This is a genomic window from Stenotrophomonas genospecies 5 (assembly GCF_054473825.1).
This window is the reverse complement of sequence record NZ_JBTMUW010000001.1, coordinates 837,384-858,199: the sequence shown is the minus strand read 5'-3', so window position 1 is coordinate 858,199 and position 20,816 is coordinate 837,384. Positions and strand designations below refer to the sequence as shown.

Here is a 20,816-nt window from a genome sequence, read left to right as displayed (position 1 = left end):
GCGGCCAGCGCGGGCGGCGGCCGCTTGCAGGCGGTTCACGAGCGGTGCATAGAATCACTCGCCACCGCACGTTCCGCCCACTCCCTCACATTCCATCTCTCCGTCCGCTCTGCGGTTGGCCGGACGGTCACTCGGAGAACACCCATGTCTGCAGTACGCCCTATCATCACCCGCCCGTCGCAGCACCCGACCCTGCGCATCACCGAGGAAACCGAACGGGATGTCTACTGGATCCACATGCATGCCAACCTGGTCAACCAGCCGGGCCGCCCGTGCTTTGCCTCACGCCTGGTAGACGACATCGTCGACTATCAGCGTGAACTGGGAGACCGTCTCAGTGCCGCCCACGTTCTCTCGCCTCACGTGGTCCTGGCCTCCGATAGTGACGTATTCAACCTGGGCGGCGACCTGGAACTGTTCTGCCGGCTGATCCGCGAGGGCGACCGTGCCCGCCTGCTCGACTATGCGCAGCGCTGCGTGCGCGGCGTGCATGCGTTCCACGCCGGGCTGGGCGCACGCGCCCACAGCATCGCGCTGGTCCAGGGCAATGCACTGGGCGGCGGCTTCGAGGCCGCGCTTAGCTGCCATACCATCGTCGCCGAAGAAGGCGTGCTGATGGGACTGCCGGAGGTGCTGTTCGACCTGTTCCCGGGCATGGGCGCCTACTCCTTCCTGTGCCAGCGGGTCAGCCCGCGGCTGGCCGAGAAGATCATGCTGGAGGGCAACCTCTTCACCGCCCGGCAGTTGAAGGACATGGGCCTGGTGGATGTCGTCGTGCCGGTGGGCGAAGGCGTTGCGGCGGTCGAACAGGTGATCCGGGACAGCCGGCGCATTCCGCACGCCTGGGCGGCGATGCGCGAAGTGAACGAGATCGCCACCATGGTGCCGCTGCACGAAATGATGCGCATCACCGAGATCTGGGTCGACACCGCCATGCAGCTGGGCGAGAAGTCGCTGCGGACCATGGACCGGCTGGTCCGCGCCCAGGCCCGCCGCAATGGCGAGGCGGGCTGACAGACCTCGCGGTCAGGAGGGCGTGCGTTCCCCGTCGTCGCGTTGCTGGATGCCTGCGACGCGGGACGCCAGCGCTTTCCTGCCGATGCGCAGTGCACCTACCAGGCTGGACAGGCGCATTGTCCACTCGGCCTTCAATTGCCAGTCGGCCATGCGCATCATCTCGCCACTGGCGGCAGCAACCTGGACCAGGCCCAGGTTGCTCGCCACGCCACGCAGGGCGTGGGCGTGTTCGCGGAAGTCCTCCCAGTCCAGCCGCTCGCCACAGGCCTGCATCTGCGCCATGCTCGCGTCCACATCGACCAGGCACTGGTCGATGAACTTGCGTTCGAAGCCATCGCCCATGCCCAGTGACGCCAGCTCGTCCAGCACGGCGGTGTCGAGTACGCCGTCACCGACCTCCATGGCCGGTACCGACTGGATGCCCGGCTCGGTACGCGTGTTGGCGGCCACATCGGCCAACACCTCCAGCAGACGCGTCGCGACGACCGGCTTGGCCAGGAATGCACGTGCACCTGCCTGCTCACAGCGCAGGATGGATTCCGGGGTGACATCGGCGCTGAGCACCATCACCGGCACATACGGCAGGCCACTGGCCTGCATCACCCGCAGCTGCTTGAGCAGGTCCAGGCCGCTCATGCCGGGCATGTGCAGATCAACGATGGCTGCGTCGTAATTGGCCTGCTCGAGAGCGTCGAGCACCTCGACCCCACCATTGACGCATGTGACCTTGTGGCCGGCCTTCTCCAGCAACCGCTGCAGCACCATGCGGTTGGCGGCATGGTCATCGGCAACCAGCACCCGCAGGCTGCGTACACGGGCTCGATGGCGCAGGAATGGATTGGAGAACGCAATGACGTTGCCGCCCTCCGGCAGCTCGCCCTGCACGTCCGGCGTCGGCGCCACGTCCAGCGCGATTTCCACCCAGAACACGCTGCCGCGCGGGGTGTTCGGCAGGTAACCGACCTGCCCGCCCATCGATTCGACCAGCCCCTTGGCGATCGCCGTACCGAGTCCGGTGCCTTCATGGCGGCGGGCCAGGCCGACGTCGGCCTGCTCGAAGGCGTTGAACAGGCGGCTGCGCAGGGCCACGGGTACGCCGATGCCGCTGTCGAGGATCTCGAAACGCAGCCGGGCACGCTCGCTGCCACGCTCGTCATGGCTGCTGACACGCAGATGGACGAAGCCACTGTCGGTGAACTTCACCGCGTTGCCCATCAGATTCAGCAGAATCTGCTGCAGATGGCCGGCGTCGCCGAACAACCGTGGCGGAACGTTGTCGTCCACGTCGACGCGATACTCCAATGACTTGGAACGCGTCTGCGGGGTGAGGATCAGGTTGATCGCCTGCAGCACGTCGGCCAGCGCGAACTCATGCCATTCCACCCGGACCTTGCCGGCCTCGATCGCCGAGATGTCCAGCACCTCCTCCACCAGCGCCAGCAGGCTGCGGGTGGACGCCTGGATGGTGCTGAGGCACTCGCGCTGCTCCTCATCCAGCCGCGTGGTGGCCAGCACTTCGGTCATGCCGGCCAGGCCGTTGAGCGGCGTACGGAATTCGTGGCTCATGTTCGCCAGGAAACGGCTCTTGGCTTCGTTGGCCTGGCGCGCTTCGGCCACCGCACGGGTCAAGGCATGCAGCAGCGAATCGAAGTACAGCGGAATCGCGCCCAGGCCCAGCAGCAGGCCCCAGCCGAGGTAGTCGTGGCTGCGCCAGTAGGGCGACAGCATCACGGTACACAGGAAAGCCAGACACCCCATTGCGGTTGCCACCCGCAGGTAGGTGCTGCCGTAGCGCATGCCGTTGCCGATCGTGACCCACAGCATCACCGCGTACAGCGGAGCTGCCGGCTCACCCTGGATGGTCATGATCCAGGCCATGCAGGTGTAGTCGGTCAGCATGCCGATCACGCGGCGGACGTGTGACACCCCGGGATCGACCAGGATCGCCACCAGCAGGCCCGCCGAGATGGCCAGCTCGAAGGCGAGGATCAGCCACGTCGTGGTCAGCGTCTCGCCACCCGCGCTCAGGTAGCGCCAGCCGAGATAGCTGATGAACAGCGCGGTGATCACGATGCGGATCAGGTTCTGCGCGTGCTCGCTGTCCTCGCGTCCGGACAGCCGTTGCTTCACCCGGGCCAGCAGCGACCGGGCCGGGGAGGATTCAACGGCAGGAGTGTCCATGGGGGGATGTCGCATCCGTCGTCGCAACAGGGAGGAGCAGCACAGCGGAACCGCCACCAGGCCCAGCCACAGGGGCACGGCCAGGCTGGGGTTGTCACGCCAATACGGTGTCAACAGCACGGTGGTACCGAAGCTGACCAGGGCCATGGCAATCGCCACGCCCAGGTAGCGGTTGCCGAAGCGCAGGCCATTGCCCACCGTGACCCACATCACCACCGCATAGACCCAGGCCAGAGGCTCGCCCATCTGCACCATGCCGACCGTCATCAACCCATAGTCGGCGACCATGCCGACCACCCTGCGCGCATCGGAGCGCCCCGGCTTCCACAGCAACCAGGCGAACAGCAGCAGGGATATCGACAGCCCGGTCAGCACGGTCACGAGCACGCCCTGGTACTGCTCCAGGCGATGCATCCGGGCCCCGGACAGCAGTACGTAAACCAGGATCAGCGAGATCAGCGCGATCCGCACTATCACCTGCCCGTGCTCGGAGTCGGGCCGCTGCGACAGCCGGCGCTTCAGCCGTGCGAACAGGTCCTGCATCTCATCCACCCGGTCGCGTGGAGGCCGTCGAGTGCTGCGCGCAGATGTCCAGCAGTTGCTGGCGGCCCCGCAGCAGCGCATCCACGCAGCGGGGGTCGAACAGGCGGCCACGCTGGGCATACAGATAGGCCAGCGTTGCTTCCATCGTCCAGGCTTCCTTGTATGGACGCGGGGAAATCAGGGCGTCGAAGACATCGGCGACGGCAACGATGCGCGCTTCCAGTGGAATCGCTTCGCCTACCAGCCCATCGGGGTAACCACTGCCGTCGTAGCGTTCATGGTGGCGCAGCGCGATCAGCGCACCGACCTGGATGAAGCGGTTCTGGCTGCCGCTGAGCAGTTCATGGCCGATGCGCGGGTGACGGCGCATGATCGCCAGCTCCTCTTCATTGAGCTTGCCCTGCTTGAGCAGCACCGCATCCGGTATGGCGATCTTGCCCATGTCGTGCAGGGGCGCCGCCATCTCGATCAGCCGCACCTCGTCTTCCGGCAGGCCCAGCTGCTCGGCGATAAGCCCGGCCACGCGGGCCATCCGCTCCAGGTAGGCACTGGTGCCGGCGTCACGAAACTCGATCGCACGAGCCAATCGCGACAAGGTCTCGCGCTCCCGCTCCTCGACCTCGTGCATGCTGGCGAGCAGGCGCTGTTCCAGTGACAGCGCGCGCTGTTTCACGTTCTCGGTCTGCTGGCGCAGCTGCAGCAGGTTGTAGCAGCGCGCCCGCAGTTCGCGCGGGCGGATCGGCTTGACCAGGAAGTCGATCACGCCTGCCTCCAGCGCGGCCTGCCGGATCGGCTCGTCGCCCACCACGGTGATCAGGATCATGGGGATGTCGCGATGTTTGGGCAGGCGCCGGAAGCGGCGGGCGAATTCCAGCCCGTCCATTTCCGGCATGCGGTAGTCGAGCAGCAGCAGGTCGACCGGGTGCGATTCGCACCAGGCCAGCGCGGTCAGGGGATCGCCGAAGTCATGCACGCTCAGTTCCGGCGCGATGTCCTCGATGACGTGCCGCAGCATCGTCCGCGCGGAGGTCTGGTCATCGACGATGACGATGTTCAACGTGTACTCCGCCTGGTTTCTCGACCACGCTTGGTCATCAGCAGGCGTGGAAACGCTGCCGCTGCGCACGCTGGCACCCTGCATCGGACTGACTCCCGTGTCATGCGTCCCGGTTCATGATCGTGGTCACATTGTGAAGCGGGCTCTCCACATTGCGCTCTTCCCCGTCACCGATCAAGCCATAGCCGGCGTCAAGGTAGTGCAATTACGATACGCCGAGTGCCAGAGACGTCAATTGCGCCGTCCCGTTTCGGGACGGCGCGCACAAACGGGAGTCACAAAACCCCGGCTCAGTGCTCCGGACGCATGTACGGGAACAGCAGCACGTCGCGGATGGAGCTGCTGCCGGTCAGCAGCATCACCAGGCGGTCGACGCCGATGCCGAGGCCGCCGGTCGGCGCCATGCCGTACTCCAGCGCGCGGATGTAGTCGGCGTCGTAGTGCATGGCCTCGTCATCGCCCCCCTCCTTGGCGGCCACCTGGGCCTGGAAACGCTGGGCCTGATCCTCCGGGTCGTTCAGCTCGGAGAAGCCGTTGGCCAGCTCCTTGCCGTTCACGAACAGCTCGAAGCGATCGGTGTAGCCGGGGTCGTTGTCGTTGGCACGCGCCAGCGGCGAGACCTCCACCGGATGATCGGTGATGAAGGTGGGCTGGATCAGGGTGTGCTCGACGGTGGCTTCGAAGATCTCCAGCAGCAGCTTGCCCCAGCCGTAGGACGGCTTGACCTTGATCTTCAGGCGCTCGCAGTGCCGCAGCAGCGCTTCGCGGTCGGTGCAGTCGGCAGCGGAGATCTCCGGATTGTGGTGCCGCACGGCCTCGTCCATCCGCCAGCGGCGGAACGCCGGGCCGAGATCGATCTTCGCGCCGTCCCACTCCACTTCGGTAGTGCCGTTCACCGTCCTGGCCACGTCCCGGATCACGCCTTCGGTCAGGTCCATGATCTCGTTGTACGTGGCGTAGGCCTCGTACAGCTCCATCATGGTGAACTCCGGGTTGTGCCGGGTGCTGACACCTTCATTGCGGAAATTGCGGTTGATTTCGTACACCCGCTCCAGGCCACCGACGGTCAGGCGCTTCAGGTACAACTCCGGCGCTACGCGCAGGTACAGGTCCAGGTCCAGCGCGTTGTGATGGGTGGTGAACGGCTTGGCCGCCGCACCGCCGGGGATGTAATGCATCATCGGCGTCTCGACTTCGAGGAAGTCGCGGTTGTCCAGCCACGCGCGCATGGCACGGATGATCTTCGAGCGCTTGATGAACACCGCGCGCGACTCCGGGGTCACGATCAGATCGACGTAACGCTGGCGGTAGCGCTGCTCGACGTCGGCCAGGCCATGCCACTTGTCCGGAAGCGGACGCAGCGACTTGGTCAGCAGTCGGATCGTTGCGGCCTTGACCGACAGTTCACCGGTGCGGGTACGGGTCAGGCCGCCCTCGACGGCGATGATGTCACCCACGTCCCAGCCCTTGAAAGCAGCGTAGTCATCGCCCAGGGCCGCGCCCTGCAGGAACAGCTGGATGCGGCCGGACTCGTCCTGGATCTGGGCGAAGCTGGCCTTGCCCATGATGCGCTTGGCCATCAGGCGTCCGGCCATGCGCACCTGGCGGCCATTGGCTTCCAGGGCCTCGGCGGTCCAGGTTTCGGCGTCGCTGTACTCGTCCTGCAGCTGGCCGGCGAAGTCCTCGCGACGGAAGTCGTTCGGGTACGCGATCCCCTGCCCGCGCAGCGCTTTGAGTTTCTCGCGGCGCTCGGCGATCAACTTGTTTTCGTCGACGGAAGGGGTTTCGGTAGCTTCGCTCATGGATCTGCGGGAATCGTGTAGTTGGGGGAGTCTTGCGCCCGGCACGGCCGGCTGCACAGCATAGCAAAACCACCCTGCCCCGGCCCTGGCCGGCGCCCACGGCCCGGTAGCGCCGGGCCATGCCCGGCGGTCAGTCGGCAGGAATCCCCGGGCGTGGCCCGGCGCTACCTCAGGCATTCCCGGGGAACGCCTGCCGCAATTCATCCACCAGCACCCGCTCGTTCTCCGAATAGTCGATCGGCACCGACACCAGGTGCACCCCGCCTTCGTTGAACGCCGCCTCCAGCGTCGGGATGAACTGCTCGATGGCCGTCACTTCGTGGCCCTTGCAACCATAGGCCTCGGCGTACCTGACGAAGTCAGGATTGCCGAAGGTCATCCCATAGTCGGTGAAGCCATCCACCGCCTGCTTCCAGCGGATCATGCCGTAGGCACCATCGTTGAGGATCAGCACCACCAGGTTCAGCCCCAGCCGCCGCGCGGTTTCCAGCTCCTGGCTGTTCATCATGAAGCCGCCGTCGCCACACACCGCCAGCACCCGGCGCTGCGGGTACAGGATCGAGGCCATGATCGCCGAGGGCAGGCCCGCGCCCATCGTGGCAAGCGCATTGTCCAGAAGCAGCGTATTGGCTACCTGGGTGCGGTAATTGCGCGCGAACCATATCTTGTACATGCCGTTGTCCAGCGCCACGATGCCGTCGGGCGGCATCACCCGGCGCACGTCGTGGACCAGCCGCTGCGGGGTGAACCGGGCCTCTTCGGCACGGTCGGCGAGATGGTCGAGGATGGTGGCCCGCAGCGGCAGCAGCGCATCGGCATGGGCCACCTGGCCTTCGATGCGGTCGGCCAGCCGGGTCAGCGAACGGCCGATATCGCCGATCACCTCCACCTGCGGGAAGTAGACCTGCTCGACCGCCGCCTGCGAATAGCCGATGTGGATGACGGTCGGTCCGCCCGGCCGCATCACGAAAGGCGGCTTCTCGGTCACTTCATGGCCGATGGTGACGATCACGTCGGCCTGGTCGATGGCCATATGCACATAGTCGCGTTCGGTCAGCGCGGCAGTCCCCATGTACAGGCCTGATCCGCCCGCCACCGCACCCTTGCCCATCTGCGTGGTGAAGAAGGGAATGCCGGCACGCAGTACGAAGGCTGACAGCGCGTCGCTGGACTGCGGCCGTGACGCCGCGGAGGCGATCATCAGCAGCGGACGCTTCGCATTGCGGATGATCTGCGCGGCGCGATCGAGCGCCTCGGGACTGGCGATCGGTCGATCCACCGCATGCGTCGGGATCAATGCCACATCCTCGACTTCAGTGGCCGCGATGTCCTCCGGCAGTTCCAGCAGAACCGGGCCCGGACGTTCTTCCTGCGCGACACGGAATGCCTCGCGGACGATGGTCGGGATGGTGCGCGCCGATACGATCTGCCGCGCCTGCTTGGTCAGCGGCTTCATCGTGCTGACGATGTCGACGATCTGGAAGCGCGCCTGCTTGCTGGCGACGATGCCCTTCTGCCCGGTGATCATGATCACCGGCCATGCGCCCAGCAGCGCGTAGGCCGCACCGGTGGTGAAGTTGAGGGCACCCGGGCCGAGCGTGGCCAGGCACACGCCCGGCTTGCCGGTCAGGCGTCCGTAGGTGGCCGCCATGAACACCGCCGCCTGCTCATGGCGGGTGATGACCAGCTCGATGCTGGAATGGCGCAGCGACTCGACGACATCGAGGTTCTCTTCGCCGGGAATACCGAAAATACGTTCGACGCCCTCGTTCTCGAGCGCCGCGACAAGCAGATCTGAACCCTTGGACATGGGAATGCCGTCCCTCTTCACTGGACTGGTGGTGGATCGTTACAGGAAGGATGCAAGCCGTGCGTCAACGACGGTCGAACCACACGGTCTGCGCGTTCACGAACTCGCGGATGCCGAAATGCGACAGCTCGCGGCCGAAGCCACTCTTCTTCACGCCACCGATCGGCACGCGCGGGTCGGACGCGGAGAAGCCGTTGACGAACACGCCCCCGGTCTGCAGCCTGCGTGCCAGCCGCATCGCGCGCTCGCGATCGCCGCTCCACAGGTTGCCGCTGAGGCCGAATTCGCTCTGGTTGGCCAGCTCCACCGCATGATCGGCATCGCGTGCGCGGCTGATCGAAGCCACCGGGCCGAAGGTCTCGGTATCGAACGCCTGCATGCCCGGCTCGACACCGGCCAACACCGTGGGGGCATAGAAGCTGCCCGGACGATCCAGCTGATGACCGCCGACCAGCAGCTGCGCACCGGCCTCTACCGATGCACGCACCTGCGCATCGAGCTGCTCGAGCAGGTCCTGCCGGGCCATGGGACCGATGCGGTTGCCCGGTTCACGGCCATCACCGACGGTCAGCGCCTGCACCTTCGCGCAGAACTGCGCCACGAAACGGTCGTACACGCCGTCCTCGACGATGATGCGCTTGCCGGCGATGCAGACCTGTCCGGTGTTCTGGAAGCGCGAGGCGAGTGCCGCATCCACCGCCGCGTCGAGGTCGGCATCGTCCAGCACGATGAAGGGGTCCGAGCCCCCCAGTTCCAGCACGACCTTCTTCAATGCCTGCCCGGCCTGCGCGGCAATGCTGCGGCCTGCGCCGACGCTGCCGGTCAGGGTGACAGCTGCGATGCGGTCATCGGCGATGGCACGACTGGTGCCCTCACGGCTGATGTTGGCGGCGATGAAGGTGCCTTCCGGCAGGCCCGCGTCGCGCCAGGCGGCATCGAGCAGATGGGCGGTACCGACGATGTTCTCGGCCGGCTTGAGCAGGAAACCATTGCCACCCATCAGGATCGGCACGGCTGCGCGCATCACCTGCCAGTACGGGAAATTCCACGGCATGATGCCCAGCACCACGCCCAGTGGCAGGTAGGACACGTAGGCCTTGTCATCGGGAACCAGCGTCGGCTCGTCGCGCAGATACTGTGCGCCGTTATCCGCATACCACTCGCAGAGCACCGCGCACTTCTCGATTTCGGCCAACGATTCGGCATGGACCTTGCCCATCTCGGCGGTGGCCAGCGCCGCAAGCGATTCGCGGTCGCGGCGCAGGACCGCGGCCATCGCACGCAGTACATCGGCGCGCTGCTCCAGCGACTGCGCGCTCCAGGCGGCAAAGCCGGCCTGGCCTCGATCGAGGATCACCTCCAGCTCGGTGTCGGTAACGAAGGGATGGCGGGCGATTTCCTGGCCGGTGGCCGGATCGAGGGAAATCGCAATGGCGGGGGCAGCGGACATGCAGGGCTCCTGTTGTCTCGGCAACGGGCCGATTGCCCGTCTCCTGTCAGGAATGTGGACCCGAAGCTGCCGCGCAACAAGGCGTCTGCTTATCCTGTGACCTGCACTTACCTGCCTGAATGGGGTTGTCGGCAGGGCTGCGCCCTGCCCCCCAAGCCACGCCAAGCCACAGCCAAGCCACAGCAGAAGCTGGTTTCCTGCGGGATGGCGGGGTGGGGCCGATGGCGGGAGACGCCGTGAACCCATCCATGGGGGCTTGGCCGCGGCATCCATGCCGCGGACACTCCCGCCATCGGCCCCACCCCGCCTTCGACAGTTTCCCGCGATCTGTCGGAACGGATCTGGCTCCAAATGAATTTCGATATCTGACAGATGTGTCGACCAAGGTCGACACCCACCCACAGCCGCGGGAAATTGTCAGAGGCGGGGCGGCGTCGGAGTGCGGGGTGTCAGCCGCATGGATGCGGCTGCCAAGCCCCCATGGAGGGGTTCACGGCGTCCCCGCACTTCGACGCCGCCCCGCCATCCCACGGAATGCACGCCGTTGCCGTTGCCGTGGCTTGAAGCCTCTGCGGGTGCAGGGCGCAGCCCTGCCGACCCACCTACTTTCGCGGCAGGTAGGTGACCAACGACAGGTCGTGCCGGCTCTCCGGCACCAGCGCCACGTACTGCAGGTCCAGCAACCCGCGCGTGGGGTGGTTCAGCTTCTTCGCCCCCTCGTCGAAGCGGCGCACATCATGCTCCGGCCACCACTGCCGGAACGTATCGCTGTGGGCAGCGATGTCCTCGGCCAGCGCCAGGAAAGGCGCCTTGTCCTGCGCCTGCGCCATCGCCGCGCGGAAGCCGGCCAGCAGGCCCCGGGCCATCTCCTCCCAGTTGAGGATCAACGTGCGATAAGGCGGATACAGGAACATCAGCCGCAGCGTGTTGCGCTCATGCGGCGCCAGCTGGCTGTAGTCGACGAACAGTTCGGCAATGGCCGGATTCCAGGCCAGGATGTCGAAACGGGTGTTGCGTACGTAGGCCGGGATCGGCTGCATCGCGTCCACCAGCTGGCGCAGGCCATCAGTCACGCTTTCATCTGGCGACTCCAGCGGAACGCCATAGCCGGACAGCGCGAACGCATATGCGCGCTCGTCATCGCTCATGCGCAACACCCGGGCCAGGCGCTCGAGCACTTCCGGCGACGCACGCACTTCACGTCCCTGCTCGATCCAGGTGTACCAGCTGACACTGACCCCCACCGCCAGCGCCACTTCCTCGCGCTTCAGGCCGGGGGTACGCCTGCGCCCGGCCGGCAGGCCCAGCGTGGCCGGGTCGACACGGGCGCGGCAGGCCTTGAGGAAACCGCCGAGCTCCCTGCGTTCACTCTCGCTGCGCATCATCGCCCTCCGTTGCGGAAGGCGATGATATCGGCGCAGGCGTGCGCATCAGGCATCGACGCGCTTGGACCCCACCGCCAGGCCGGCCTTCAGGCTGGCCTCGACGAACTCATCGAGGTCACCATCGAGCACCTTCTGCGTATCGGAACGCTCGATGCCCGTGCGCAGGTCCTTGATGCGGCTCTGATCGAGCACGTAATTGCGGATCTGGCTGCCCCAGCCGATGTCGGACTTGGTCGCTTCCACGGCATCCTTCTCCGCGTTGCGCTTCTGGATCTCGAGCTCGTAGAGCTTTGCGGCCAGCATCTTCATCGCGTTGTCGCGGTTCTGGTGCTGGCTGCGGCCGGTCTGGCACGCCACCACGATGTTGGTCGGAATGTGGGTGATACGCACCGCCGACTCGGTCTTGTTGACGTGCTGACCACCGGCGCCGGACGAACGGTAGACGTCGGTGCGCAGATCGGCCGGGTTGATGGTGATGTCGATGTTGTCGTCGATCTCCGGCGAAACGAACACCGAGGTGAAGCTGGTGTGGCGACGGTTGTCAGAGTCGAACGGCGACTTGCGCACCAGGCGGTGCACGCCGGTCTCGGTCTTCAGCCAGCCATAGGCATAGTCACCTTCCACGCGCAGGGTGGCCGACTTGATGCCCGCCACATCACCGCCGGAAACTTCCATCAGCTCGGTCTTCCAGCCACGCGATTCGCACCAGCGCAGGTACATGCGCAGCAGGATCTCGGCCCAGTCCTGGGCTTCGGTACCACCGGCACCGGCCTGGATGTCGACGAACGCAGCGGCATTGTCCATCTCGCCGGAGAACATGCGCTGGAACTCCAGCTTCTCGACGTGCGACTGGTGCTTGTCCAGATCGGCAACCACGGCCAGCGCGGTGTCCTCGTCCTGCTCGGACTCGGCCAGCTCCAGCAGCTCGGTCGCATCCTTCAGGCCATCGAGCACCGAGGCGATGCCGCCCACGGTCTTTTCCAGGCTGGATCGCTCGCGCCCCAGGTTCTGGGCGTACTCGGCGTTGTTCCAGACGTCGGGGTTTTCAAGCTCCCGCGTTACTTCTTCAAGACGCTCTTTCTTGGCGTCGTAGTCAAAGATACCCCCGAAGCGACAGCACGCGATCGGTCAGATCGGTGATGCGCTGGCGGACAGGATTCAGTTCGATCATGTCGGCGGTCGTGCGTTCAAAAAATGACTGCCAATGATAACGCAGGCGCCCGGCAGGCGGCGAGGCACCCCCAGCGGCCCGGCCGGCGGCTGGACACGGGCCGGGCTGAAGCCGGTAGACTTCCCGGCCGCCGCGGCAACAGGGGGACGCGCGGCCCATCCCAATCCAAGGAGCACCATTTCAATGAAGATCATGCGTTCCACCCTGTGCCTGGCCGCCTGCCTGCTGGCCGCCAATGCCTCGGCCATCGACCTGAAGGGCCTGACCAGCACCGGCCTGAAGGCCGGCAAGGCGCTGACCCTGTCCGACGCAGAGGTCTCGGCGGCCGCCGACCAGGCCTGCGCCTACATGGACAAGGAGAACCAGCTGGCACCCGCCAACGATCCCTATGCCCAGCGCCTGGCCAAGATCACCCAGGGGCTCGCCAACGAGGACGGCCTGAACCTGAACTTCAAGGTCTACCGGACCGCCGATGTCAACGCCTGGGCGATGGCCAACGGCTGCGTCCGCGTCTACACCGGCCTGATGGACATGGCCAGCGATGACGAGGTGCGTGGCGTGATCGGCCACGAAATCGGCCACGTGAAGCTGGGCCACAGCAAGACCAAGATGCGCACCGCGCTGCTCGCATCGGCCGGCCGCGAAGGCCTGGCAGCGTCGGGCAACGGCAACCTGACCCAGCTCAGCCAGGGCCAGCTCGGCGACCTCGCCGAGGGTTTCGTCAACGCCCAGTTCTCGCAGAAGGAAGAGAGCGCGGCGGACGAGTACGGCTATCAGTTCATGAAGCGCCACAACTATGATCCGGCAGCCCTGGCCAGCATGTTCCGCAAGCTGTCCAGCGAAGGCGGCCTGATGTCGTCGCACCCCGGCTCGGAAGCCCGCGCCGCGCGCATCGACGCGATGATCAAGAAGGACAGGAAGTAAGCACGAAGGGGGCGGGCGCTCCGCAGGTCCGCCCGCCCCTATCCTCCCGCCAGCGCCTGCCGCAGCAGCGGCAGCTGGCGCCTGCTGCAGGGAATCTTGGCCCCATCGGCCATGTGCAGCAGGGCCTCGCCGCCATCCAGCGGCTCGATGGAGCGCAGCTGCCCGCGGTTGATCAGCCAGCTGCGATGCGGCCGCAGGAACACCAGCGGATCCAGCCGCAGTTCCAGCACCGCCATGGTGATCCGCAGCGGATAGTCATGGCCGCGGACCCTCAGATTCACGTAGTTGCCAGCGGCCTGGGCGTACTCGACGTCCTCGGTGGCGACCAGGAATTCCTTGCCCAGCTTGCGCACCAGGAAGTGCTGCGGGCGCTCGACCGGCTCGACCGGCGGACCGACATCCGGCGCGGCCAGCAGGGATGCCTCACCCTGGCGGCGGCGGCCGAACCAGCCGGCAAGGTGCTCCAGCGCCACGAACAACGCGAACGTGCGGACATCCTTCAGGTACTCGTAGGCAAAGCGCTGCAACCAGCCGTCATCGTCCTGGTAGTGATGGCCCAGTGCGGCGTACGCGAGGTGGCGGATCACCATCATCCCCACCACGTGCAGCAGCGACCACCCCACGCTGGCCAGCAGGTACAGCGGCAGCAGGCGCCTCCAGGTGTCGGCATGCAACGGCCAGCGCTGGCACCCCCACCACAGCAGCGGCAGGGTCAGCAGCACCGCTCCGGCGCTGCTGAACTCCCAGACCAGGGGCTCCCACAGGGCCAGGGCGGTGCCGTGGCGCCCTGAATCCATCACTTCCACCAGCGCGTTCGTCACTGCGGTCGCCGACAGGATCGCGGCCCACACCAGCAGGCGACTTGACGTTCGCCAGCGCGGCAGTCTGCCCTGAGCCATTGCTGCATCCATCTCGTCGCGGTCCCTCAGCGTGCATCAAGGGAGCGAGCGTAGCCTCCCCGTTGATCCCGGCACGCCCGCCATTGGTCACTACCGCGGCACCGGTGGCCCCCTGCCGCTTACGCCGCCACCTTTGCGGACGCAGTCTGGCGTCACCTTCCTGCCGGTTGCGGCCATGACCCGACGCCATGACATCGACACGCTCCGCGTGCTCGCCTTCGCCCTGCTCATCCTTTACCACGCGGCCATGGCCTATGTGGATGGCTGGGGCTTCCATCTCAAGAGCGCCTACACAGCCGAGTGGCTGCAGTGGCCGATGATCGCTCTGAACCGCTGGCGCATGCCACTGCTGTTCGTGATCTCGGGTATCGCCCTGGGCCTCTCGCTGCCGCGGCACGGGCGGCACCGGTTCGCACTGAAACGCAGCGGACGCCTGCTGCTGCCGCTGTTGTTCGGCATCGTCGCTGTCGTCTCGCTGCAGGCTTACTGCGAAGCGGTGGACAAGGGCGATGTGACGCCAGGACTCGGCGCCTTCCTATGGCGTTACTGGCAGTTCCGGCCGTGGCCGGGCGCGCATTTCGACGGCGCAGCCTACGGGTTCACCTGGAATCACCTGTGGTATCTGGCGTACCTGGTGCCCTACACCCTGCTGGCCATCGCGCTGGCCGGTCCGATGCAGGCCCTGTGGGCGCGGCTGCCGTCATGGCGGCCCGATGACCGCCTGATCGCGATCATCGGCCTGCTGCTGCCGGTGCTCTGGCTGGCCTGGGCCCTGCTGGTGGTGATGCCTGCGTGGCCGCCCACCCATGCGCTGCTGAACGACCTCTACGTGCATGCCGAATCCCTGCCCCTGTTCCTGGCCGGTTTCTGGGCCGCACGCTGGCAACGCGGCTGGGACCTGCTCGTGCGCGGCAGGCGCCTGACGTTGGCGCTGGCCGTGATCGGGCTGCTGGTCGAACTCGGCATCCGCGCCCTGGGCCGGATGCCCGACCTTGACCAGCTCGATCCATGGGTGCTGTCGCTGCCATGGGCGCAGACCGAGCGCGTCGGCCGGGCCCTATACACCTGGTGCGCACTGCTGGCGATGTTCGGCTGGGCCCGCGTGCTGCTCGACCAGCCGTGGCGTGGCCTCGACTACTGCCGAGAGGCGGTCTTCAGCTGGTACATCCTGCACCAGACCGTGCTGATCGTCCTGCTCTACTGGCTGCGGCCCCTTCAGCTCGGCCCCTGGCTGGAACCGGCTCTGCTGGTTGCCGGCACCGTCGCCGGCTGCCTGCTGATCCACGAGCTGCTGATCCGTCGCGTCCGCTGGCTGCGCCCCCTGTTCGGCCTGCGCGTCCATCCGCCATCGCCTTCGGTGGCAGGCGCGGCGACGGCACCGTGACACCATCGCGTGGAGCCGGGTCATGCCCGGCTCCGACTCAAGCCTGCCCGAACTGAGCTCGGCGCTATCTGACCTCGAACTCGCCCACCAGCACCGTTTCGGCACGATCCTTCAATCGCATCGTCACCCTCTGGTCCTTCTGCTTCGGCGTGCCCCAATGGGTGGTCAGGCGCAGCATCAGGGTCGTGGCACCGGTCACCAGCTGCTGGCGACTGCCGAAATAATTGGCCTCCACCTTGTACCTGCCCGGCTTGGCATCACGCAGTGAGAACTGCTCGGGTCCATAGCCTCCGGTGAAGTCCTGTGACATCTGTCCTCCCTGGTAGGTCAGACGATTGCCGTAGTACGCGCGCTCGCCGTTCGGGTCGGTCACCCACAGGTCCATGTCGCTGTTGTCCGCATCCCACGACAGCACTACCCGCAGGTCCAGCGGCATCGGCTGCAGCAGGCGCGGGTCGATGGCCGAGGTATCAAGCCCTGGCGTGCTGCGCGCAACCAGTTGGGTCAGCTCGTCCAGCGCGATCAGTGCAATGCCGTTGAACCGGCTGTCCCAGGGCCGCGTCACCACCTGGTACAGCGGCGCCAGCGCCTGCTGTGGCCGGCCCGCCGCCGCCAGGGCCAGGCCGAGATCACGGAAGCTCTGCGGCTCCTCCTCGCCCATCGCCAACACCTGCTCGAACACCGGCACCGCCAGCATCGGTTCGTCGGCCTGCATCAGGCGGTAGCCGAGCACGCGCAGCAGATGACGGTTGTCCAGGTCCATCTCGGCCAGGTTGGACAGCACGCGCAGGGCCAGGTCCCGCTGCCCCTGCTCCAGCAACAGATCGGCCACGTCGAGAAAGAACGCACTGCTGTCGGCATGCGCGGCGCGCTCGGCCAGGTAGCGGTCGTACAGCTGCGAGGACGGCCCCTGGCGCAGGCGCCGGGCAATGTCCGAATCTGGCTGCCATGCGGCCAGTTGGATGCCGAGCGCACCGCTGTTCGCTGCCTCCCCTGCCGCTGCGGCAGCGCCGCTCCCTGTGCTCGCATCGCGTGCGGCTTCCTGTGCAGGTGCCGAGCGACGGGCGCGTGCACGCGACACCTGGACGTCGCGTTCCGCGGCCGCAAGCATCGGTGCGGGCGCGGGAGGTGCGGCCGCCAGCATCGCTACCGGCGCGGCGGCCGAAGCAGAGACGGCAACCCTGTCCAACGCCTTTCCCTGCAACTGCGGCGGTGTGTCTTTCGGCCAGCTGCGGCGCCACCACTCCCGGCGCTCCTGCCACTGTGCGGCGATGTCGTCCAGGCGACGGCGCTCGGCGGCGCTGCGGTCAGCGACCACGCGTGCAAAGCGGGCGTCGTACTCGGTCCGCAGCGCGCCGGCAGGCCGGATCGCGTAGCGCAGGTAATCGTCCAGCGTCTCCAGCACGATCAACGAGGTATCCGGACCGACCAGGCCGAACTGCTGCGACAGGCGCTGCATCGCCTCACGGTTGCCGCGACGGTCGGCGGCCAGCTGCTGCAGCCGCGCCTGCGCCCACAGGCCGGCCAGCAGTTCTCCATTGCCGCTCGTCTGTGTCGCGGGCAGCGCCAGCCATTGGCCGCCGACGCGGACCCGCATCGGCACGCCGTCCGCCGCCAGCCGCGAGTGCAGCCACAGCCAGCCCTGCGCTTCACTGCGACGATCGATCACCACGGCCTGTACACCGCGGCCCGCATCGACCTGCACGTCCAGCGGCGAAGACAGCAGTTCGCGTGCAGCGGCATCGACATCCGTCCCCAGGGCGACGAAGCGACCGCCATGTGATTCGCTCCAACCGCGCAGCCGAACGACATCGGTATGTGCGCCCGCACTGCTGACCGCAAACAGGCGCTGGTCGGCGGCGAGCGTCGGCAACACCTGCGGGCCGTAGGTCAACAGACCGTCGCTGACCAGCAGGTACTCCTTCACGGCTGCCTGCGGCTGCCACTGCGCCAGCGCGCTGGCGCCATCCGGGCGGACGGCCTGCAACGCCTGCCGCAATGCCGACCAGTCACCGCCGCGGATACGGAAGCGACGCACCGGCTCGGCCCGGTCACGCAGAACTGTCAGCGCGACCGTGCCGTTTCCCAGCACAGCAAAGTAACGGTCCAGCAGTGCAAACTCCCGCGAACGGTCACGCCGGCCTGATGAGCCGGAGCCATCCCACAGCAGGCCGATATCGGTCGGCAGCGTACGCGGCGCGTTATCGACCGGCACCGGCAGCTGTGCCAGCAGATAGTGACCGTCCTGCCACGGTGCGACCTGTACCCGTGCCTGACGTGATGCCGGGAGCGTCCACTGCAGCTGCGCCGGCAACAGGGCGCCTCGGCCCTGCCAATGCAGTTGCCCCTCAGTGAAGCGGAACGGCCCTGCGCCCGTGGTCGCCGCATCCGGCGCCTGCAGCGTCAGCTCGACCGAGGCCGCGCTGGCTGCGAACTGCAACGGCAAAGTCCATTGCCAGCCGTGGGCGGCAAACGCCAGCGGTTCGCGCAGCACCAGCTGCACACGGCGGCTGCCGCCGGCGGGCAACGGGTAGACACGCAGGCGGAACTGATTGCCGGCGGTCTGCTCCAGCAGGCCCGGATCGACGCCGCGACGCGCGATGTCCTCGAACACCTGACGCCCCCGGTCCTTCGGCACGGGCACCGCCTCGCGCAACGGGCCATCGATATCCAGGGCGAAGCCGGTGATCTGCTGGCCATCAGCCAGCGGGAACTGCAGCTCGCCCTCCATGACCCGGCGGTTGGGGTTATGGAACTCCAACGTGACGCGGGTCTGGACGATACCCGCCTGGACCTCCCCTTCGATCGAGGCCCGACTCAGCACGATGGGCTGCTCGGCGCCCGCGACCTGCAGCAACGGGACCGCACGGACCGGGCGGACGGCCGGACGGCCGTGGGTCTGGGCGGCCGTGGTGAAGGCACAGAGCAGCAGCGCCAGCAGGCACAGCACACGACGAAGGACGGGCGACATGGTACGTCTCCAGAGCGAGGACGAACTGTTCAACGCATGGCAGGCCGGATCGGGGTTGATCGGGTGATCGTCCGCGATGGCTCTGGAAGATATTGCTGCCGGACGCCACCCAGTGGTCGTCCGGATTCTGCTGCCCGAATGTCGCCTTACAGGACCGACATCTCAAACAAGGCCATCCTGGATCTGTTCCAGAACAATTGACCACCGTGACCCTTCCGTCAGTGCAGCGGCATCAAGCCTCCTCCACTCCGACACCAGCGTCCTGATCGCCCTACTGCGATCGAATCGCGGCTTTGCAGAGCGCTTGGGAATCTCACCCCGCTCGAATGCCTCCAGCCGGGCCTGCATCTCCGCCTGGGAGTAGACCATCGGACCGGAATCATCCGCCTTTGCCTGGGCCTGGAATGCCTCATACGCTTCGAGAAACCCAAGGAAGCTCGACAGGCGTCCATTCACGATCTGACGTCCGCCATCGCCCACGGCAAGTACCTCGCCACTCGCCGACAGGCACAGCAGCAGATCCTCGCCCCATGGCTCTCGCGCGATAGCCAGAAGTCCGGTGCCATCGATCTCGACCACGTGGGGCACTTCGAACTGAACAACAGGTACATCGCCCGGCAGCCGTGAAGGAAGCCCCAGCCGAAGCATCAGCTCACTCGTCGACGGTTCCAGTCCGAAATCCCGAAGGACCTGGGCACTCACCTCCAACGAACCCGAGGCATAAACGCGGGAGAATGCAGTTTCAGTCACGCATGAACCTCATGCAGTTTCAGCGGGCCCGGCACCGCACATGCAATGTGGCTAGGTCGTCGCCCCGATGGTGCGCTTCTGAAGCGATTCGATCTTTGCCTGTATTTTCTTCAGACCCACCTTTCCGCAACCCACGAGCGTCAACTCACGAAGCGCGGAAAGATCATTGATGACCTCGATGTTGGCAATCTTCTTGCAGTACTGGATATCCAGTTTCTTGAGCTGCTCGAGCCCCACCAGTGCACGGATGTCTGTCAGCGAACTCAGATTCTTCAGCCATACCGACGTCAACGCGGCAAGTGTCTCGATGCCATCGAGGCTTTTCAGCTTCGTGCCACCCAACAGTCCCAGGCGTTCGAGGCCACCAGCCGATGCAGACAGGATGTTGAAGATCTCACCATCCACGGGGACATTCAGAATGTTCAGTTCTTCCAGAGGCAGGGCCAGGGCCTGCCTGAGATTCTTCAATGACTTGTCTGGATAGAGCGAAAGTACTTTCAACGCGGGGAAGCTTGATGTGTCGAAGCGCACCGGCACGTCGACATACAGCGTCCTGAGATTGGGTAGCACAACGCCCGGCCAGGCCAACGTCCCCGTGCCAAGATGGATGCTCAATGCCTCGATGCTCTCAGGCAGAAGTCCTTCCTCGAGTCCAGCCATGATCGACGGCGCGATCGATCCCGGCCCGATGCTGAGCGTCTTGAGACCCCGCATTTCCCTGAGGATCTCCGGAAGCGCTTCGAGCTTGTCGCCGGGAGGTGACCAGAGGTGAACCTGCTCGATCCGGGCGAGCCTCTCAGTGTTGAACGGGGCGTTGAAGAACACCAGCTCAGCACCCGGAGTCGGGAATGCTGCTTCGTGTCTGCCATGCATCAGAACAACTTTCTGCACGCGCTTTCCGATCTGGCCGATGCCCACGTGCTGCAGCCGCGTCTGCGCGCCAGCGGATGCTGCCGGTGCGCACCCGGCAACTAGCGCCCAAAGAATAGTTCGTCGTACTGGCCATTCATCGCCGCAGTGAGAAATTCGTCGAATGTCTCGGCAAGCCTAGTAACACTTTCAAACTCGGGCTCAACGCCGTGCACAACCGCCCCAGAGCTCCGGCCCAGCCCAACGAATTGATAGTCTCCGTCGACCGCCATAAAAATCGGCAAATACTCTGCCCAGAACTTTCGAACATCCTCGCCATCAGCATCCGTCATTGCAGCGTCAATGCTCATCTTCTCAAACTCATCCCAGGAGAACGCGCCATCCGAGACACCCGCAAACTCCTCGATTGAGACGAACCACCGTGACTCATCCTTGTTCGAGAGCGATGTGAAATTCGAAAGAAACTCCAAGTAAAAGGCCGGAACATCTGCATTTATCGAATCATCGATAACAGGTGGCGGTCCATCACCACCATCCCTACCAACCAAAATCCAGCCCTTTCCCACAAGAAAATCCAGGAAATTCGAATACAGAATATTCAT

The 20,816-nt window shown here is 65.9% G+C and carries 15 protein-coding genes; 3 read left to right on the top strand and 12 right to left on the bottom strand.

Features of this window, described 5'->3' with window-relative positions; translation table 11 throughout:
* Nucleotides 1-144 precede the first annotated feature (144 nt).
* Nucleotides 145-1,014: a crotonase/enoyl-CoA hydratase family protein gene (locus ACX9OW_RS04045; RefSeq protein WP_053520223.1), complete on the top strand. Its 870-nt coding sequence runs from the start codon at nucleotides 145-147 to the stop codon at nucleotides 1,012-1,014.
* A 12-nt stretch (nucleotides 1,015-1,026) separates the two neighbouring features.
* On the opposite strand, the gene ACX9OW_RS04040 is transcribed toward ACX9OW_RS04045, so the two are convergent.
* The 7 genes from ACX9OW_RS04040 to prfB form a co-directional block, all read right to left on the bottom strand.
* Nucleotides 1,027-3,741 carry a response regulator gene (locus tag ACX9OW_RS04040; protein WP_080375356.1) on the bottom strand — a complete coding sequence of 905 codons (2,715 nt, stop codon included), beginning with the start codon at nucleotides 3,739-3,741 and terminating at the stop codon, nucleotides 1,027-1,029.
* A 1-nt stretch (nucleotide 3,742) separates the two neighbouring features.
* Nucleotides 3,743-4,882 (bottom strand): HD domain-containing phosphohydrolase, encoded by a 1,140-nt coding sequence (locus tag ACX9OW_RS04035; protein WP_459061975.1) that lies wholly within the window; start codon nucleotides 4,880-4,882, stop codon nucleotides 3,743-3,745.
* A gap of 206 nt (nucleotides 4,883-5,088) precedes the next feature.
* The gene (lysS, locus tag ACX9OW_RS04030; protein ID WP_053520221.1) at nucleotides 5,089-6,600 is read right to left on the bottom strand and encodes a lysine--tRNA ligase; all 1,512 of its coding nucleotides are present in this window, start codon (nucleotides 6,598-6,600) and stop codon (nucleotides 5,089-5,091) included.
* A 169-nt stretch (nucleotides 6,601-6,769) separates the two neighbouring features.
* Nucleotides 6,770-8,410, bottom strand: coding sequence for an acetolactate synthase large subunit (locus ACX9OW_RS04025; RefSeq protein WP_459061974.1), 1,641 nt, complete (start codon nucleotides 8,408-8,410; stop codon nucleotides 6,770-6,772).
* A gap of 64 nt (nucleotides 8,411-8,474) precedes the next feature.
* On the bottom strand, nucleotides 8,475-9,860 hold the full coding sequence (locus ACX9OW_RS04020) for an NAD-dependent succinate-semialdehyde dehydrogenase (protein ID WP_164152614.1): 1,386 nt from the start codon (nucleotides 9,858-9,860) through the stop codon (nucleotides 8,475-8,477).
* 602 nt (nucleotides 9,861-10,462) lie between these two features.
* Nucleotides 10,463-11,245, bottom strand: coding sequence for a helix-turn-helix transcriptional regulator (locus ACX9OW_RS04015; protein WP_053519318.1), 783 nt, complete (start codon nucleotides 11,243-11,245; stop codon nucleotides 10,463-10,465).
* Nucleotides 11,246-11,290: 45 nt separating this feature from the next.
* A protein-coding gene (gene prfB, locus ACX9OW_RS04010) for a peptide chain release factor 2 (RefSeq protein WP_111186457.1) occupies nucleotides 11,291-12,416 on the bottom strand; the annotation gives its coding sequence in 2 pieces (ribosomal slippage) (nucleotides 11,291-12,340 and nucleotides 12,342-12,416; 1,125 coding nt in all).
* Nucleotides 12,417-12,599: 183 nt separating this feature from the next.
* Here prfB and ACX9OW_RS04005 point away from each other — a divergent pair.
* On the top strand, nucleotides 12,600-13,340 hold the full coding sequence (locus tag ACX9OW_RS04005; RefSeq protein ID WP_053519322.1) for a M48 family metallopeptidase: 741 nt from the start codon (nucleotides 12,600-12,602) through the stop codon (nucleotides 13,338-13,340).
* Between the two features lie 38 nt (nucleotides 13,341-13,378).
* On the opposite strand, the gene ACX9OW_RS04000 is transcribed toward ACX9OW_RS04005, so the two are convergent.
* Nucleotides 13,379-14,239 (bottom strand): LytTR family DNA-binding domain-containing protein, encoded by an 861-nt coding sequence (locus tag ACX9OW_RS04000; protein ID WP_065182669.1) that lies wholly within the window; start codon nucleotides 14,237-14,239, stop codon nucleotides 13,379-13,381.
* A 175-nt stretch (nucleotides 14,240-14,414) separates the two neighbouring features.
* Here ACX9OW_RS04000 and ACX9OW_RS03995 point away from each other — a divergent pair, with 175 nt between their 5' ends.
* Nucleotides 14,415-15,623, top strand: coding sequence for an acyltransferase family protein (locus tag ACX9OW_RS03995; protein WP_459061973.1), 1,209 nt, complete (start codon nucleotides 14,415-14,417; stop codon nucleotides 15,621-15,623).
* 64 nt (nucleotides 15,624-15,687) lie between these two features.
* Here ACX9OW_RS03995 and ACX9OW_RS03990 read toward each other — a convergent pair whose 3' ends face one another.
* From ACX9OW_RS03990 to ACX9OW_RS03975, 4 genes are all read right to left on the bottom strand, one after another.
* Complete coding sequence (locus tag ACX9OW_RS03990; protein WP_459061972.1) at nucleotides 15,688-18,594, bottom strand: VIT domain-containing protein; 2,907 nt, start codon at nucleotides 18,592-18,594, stop codon at nucleotides 15,688-15,690.
* Nucleotides 18,595-18,756: 162 nt separating this feature from the next.
* Entirely contained in the window at nucleotides 18,757-19,344 is a 588-nt protein-coding gene (locus tag ACX9OW_RS03985) for an SUKH-4 family immunity protein (protein WP_065175611.1), read from the bottom strand.
* Between the two features lie 51 nt (nucleotides 19,345-19,395).
* Nucleotides 19,396-20,262: a hypothetical protein gene (locus ACX9OW_RS03980; RefSeq protein WP_459061971.1), complete on the bottom strand. Its 867-nt coding sequence runs from the start codon at nucleotides 20,260-20,262 to the stop codon at nucleotides 19,396-19,398.
* Between the two features lie 53 nt (nucleotides 20,263-20,315).
* A complete protein-coding gene (locus ACX9OW_RS03975) occupies nucleotides 20,316-20,816 on the bottom strand; it encodes an SMI1/KNR4 family protein (protein WP_459061970.1) in 501 nt (166 codons plus the stop codon).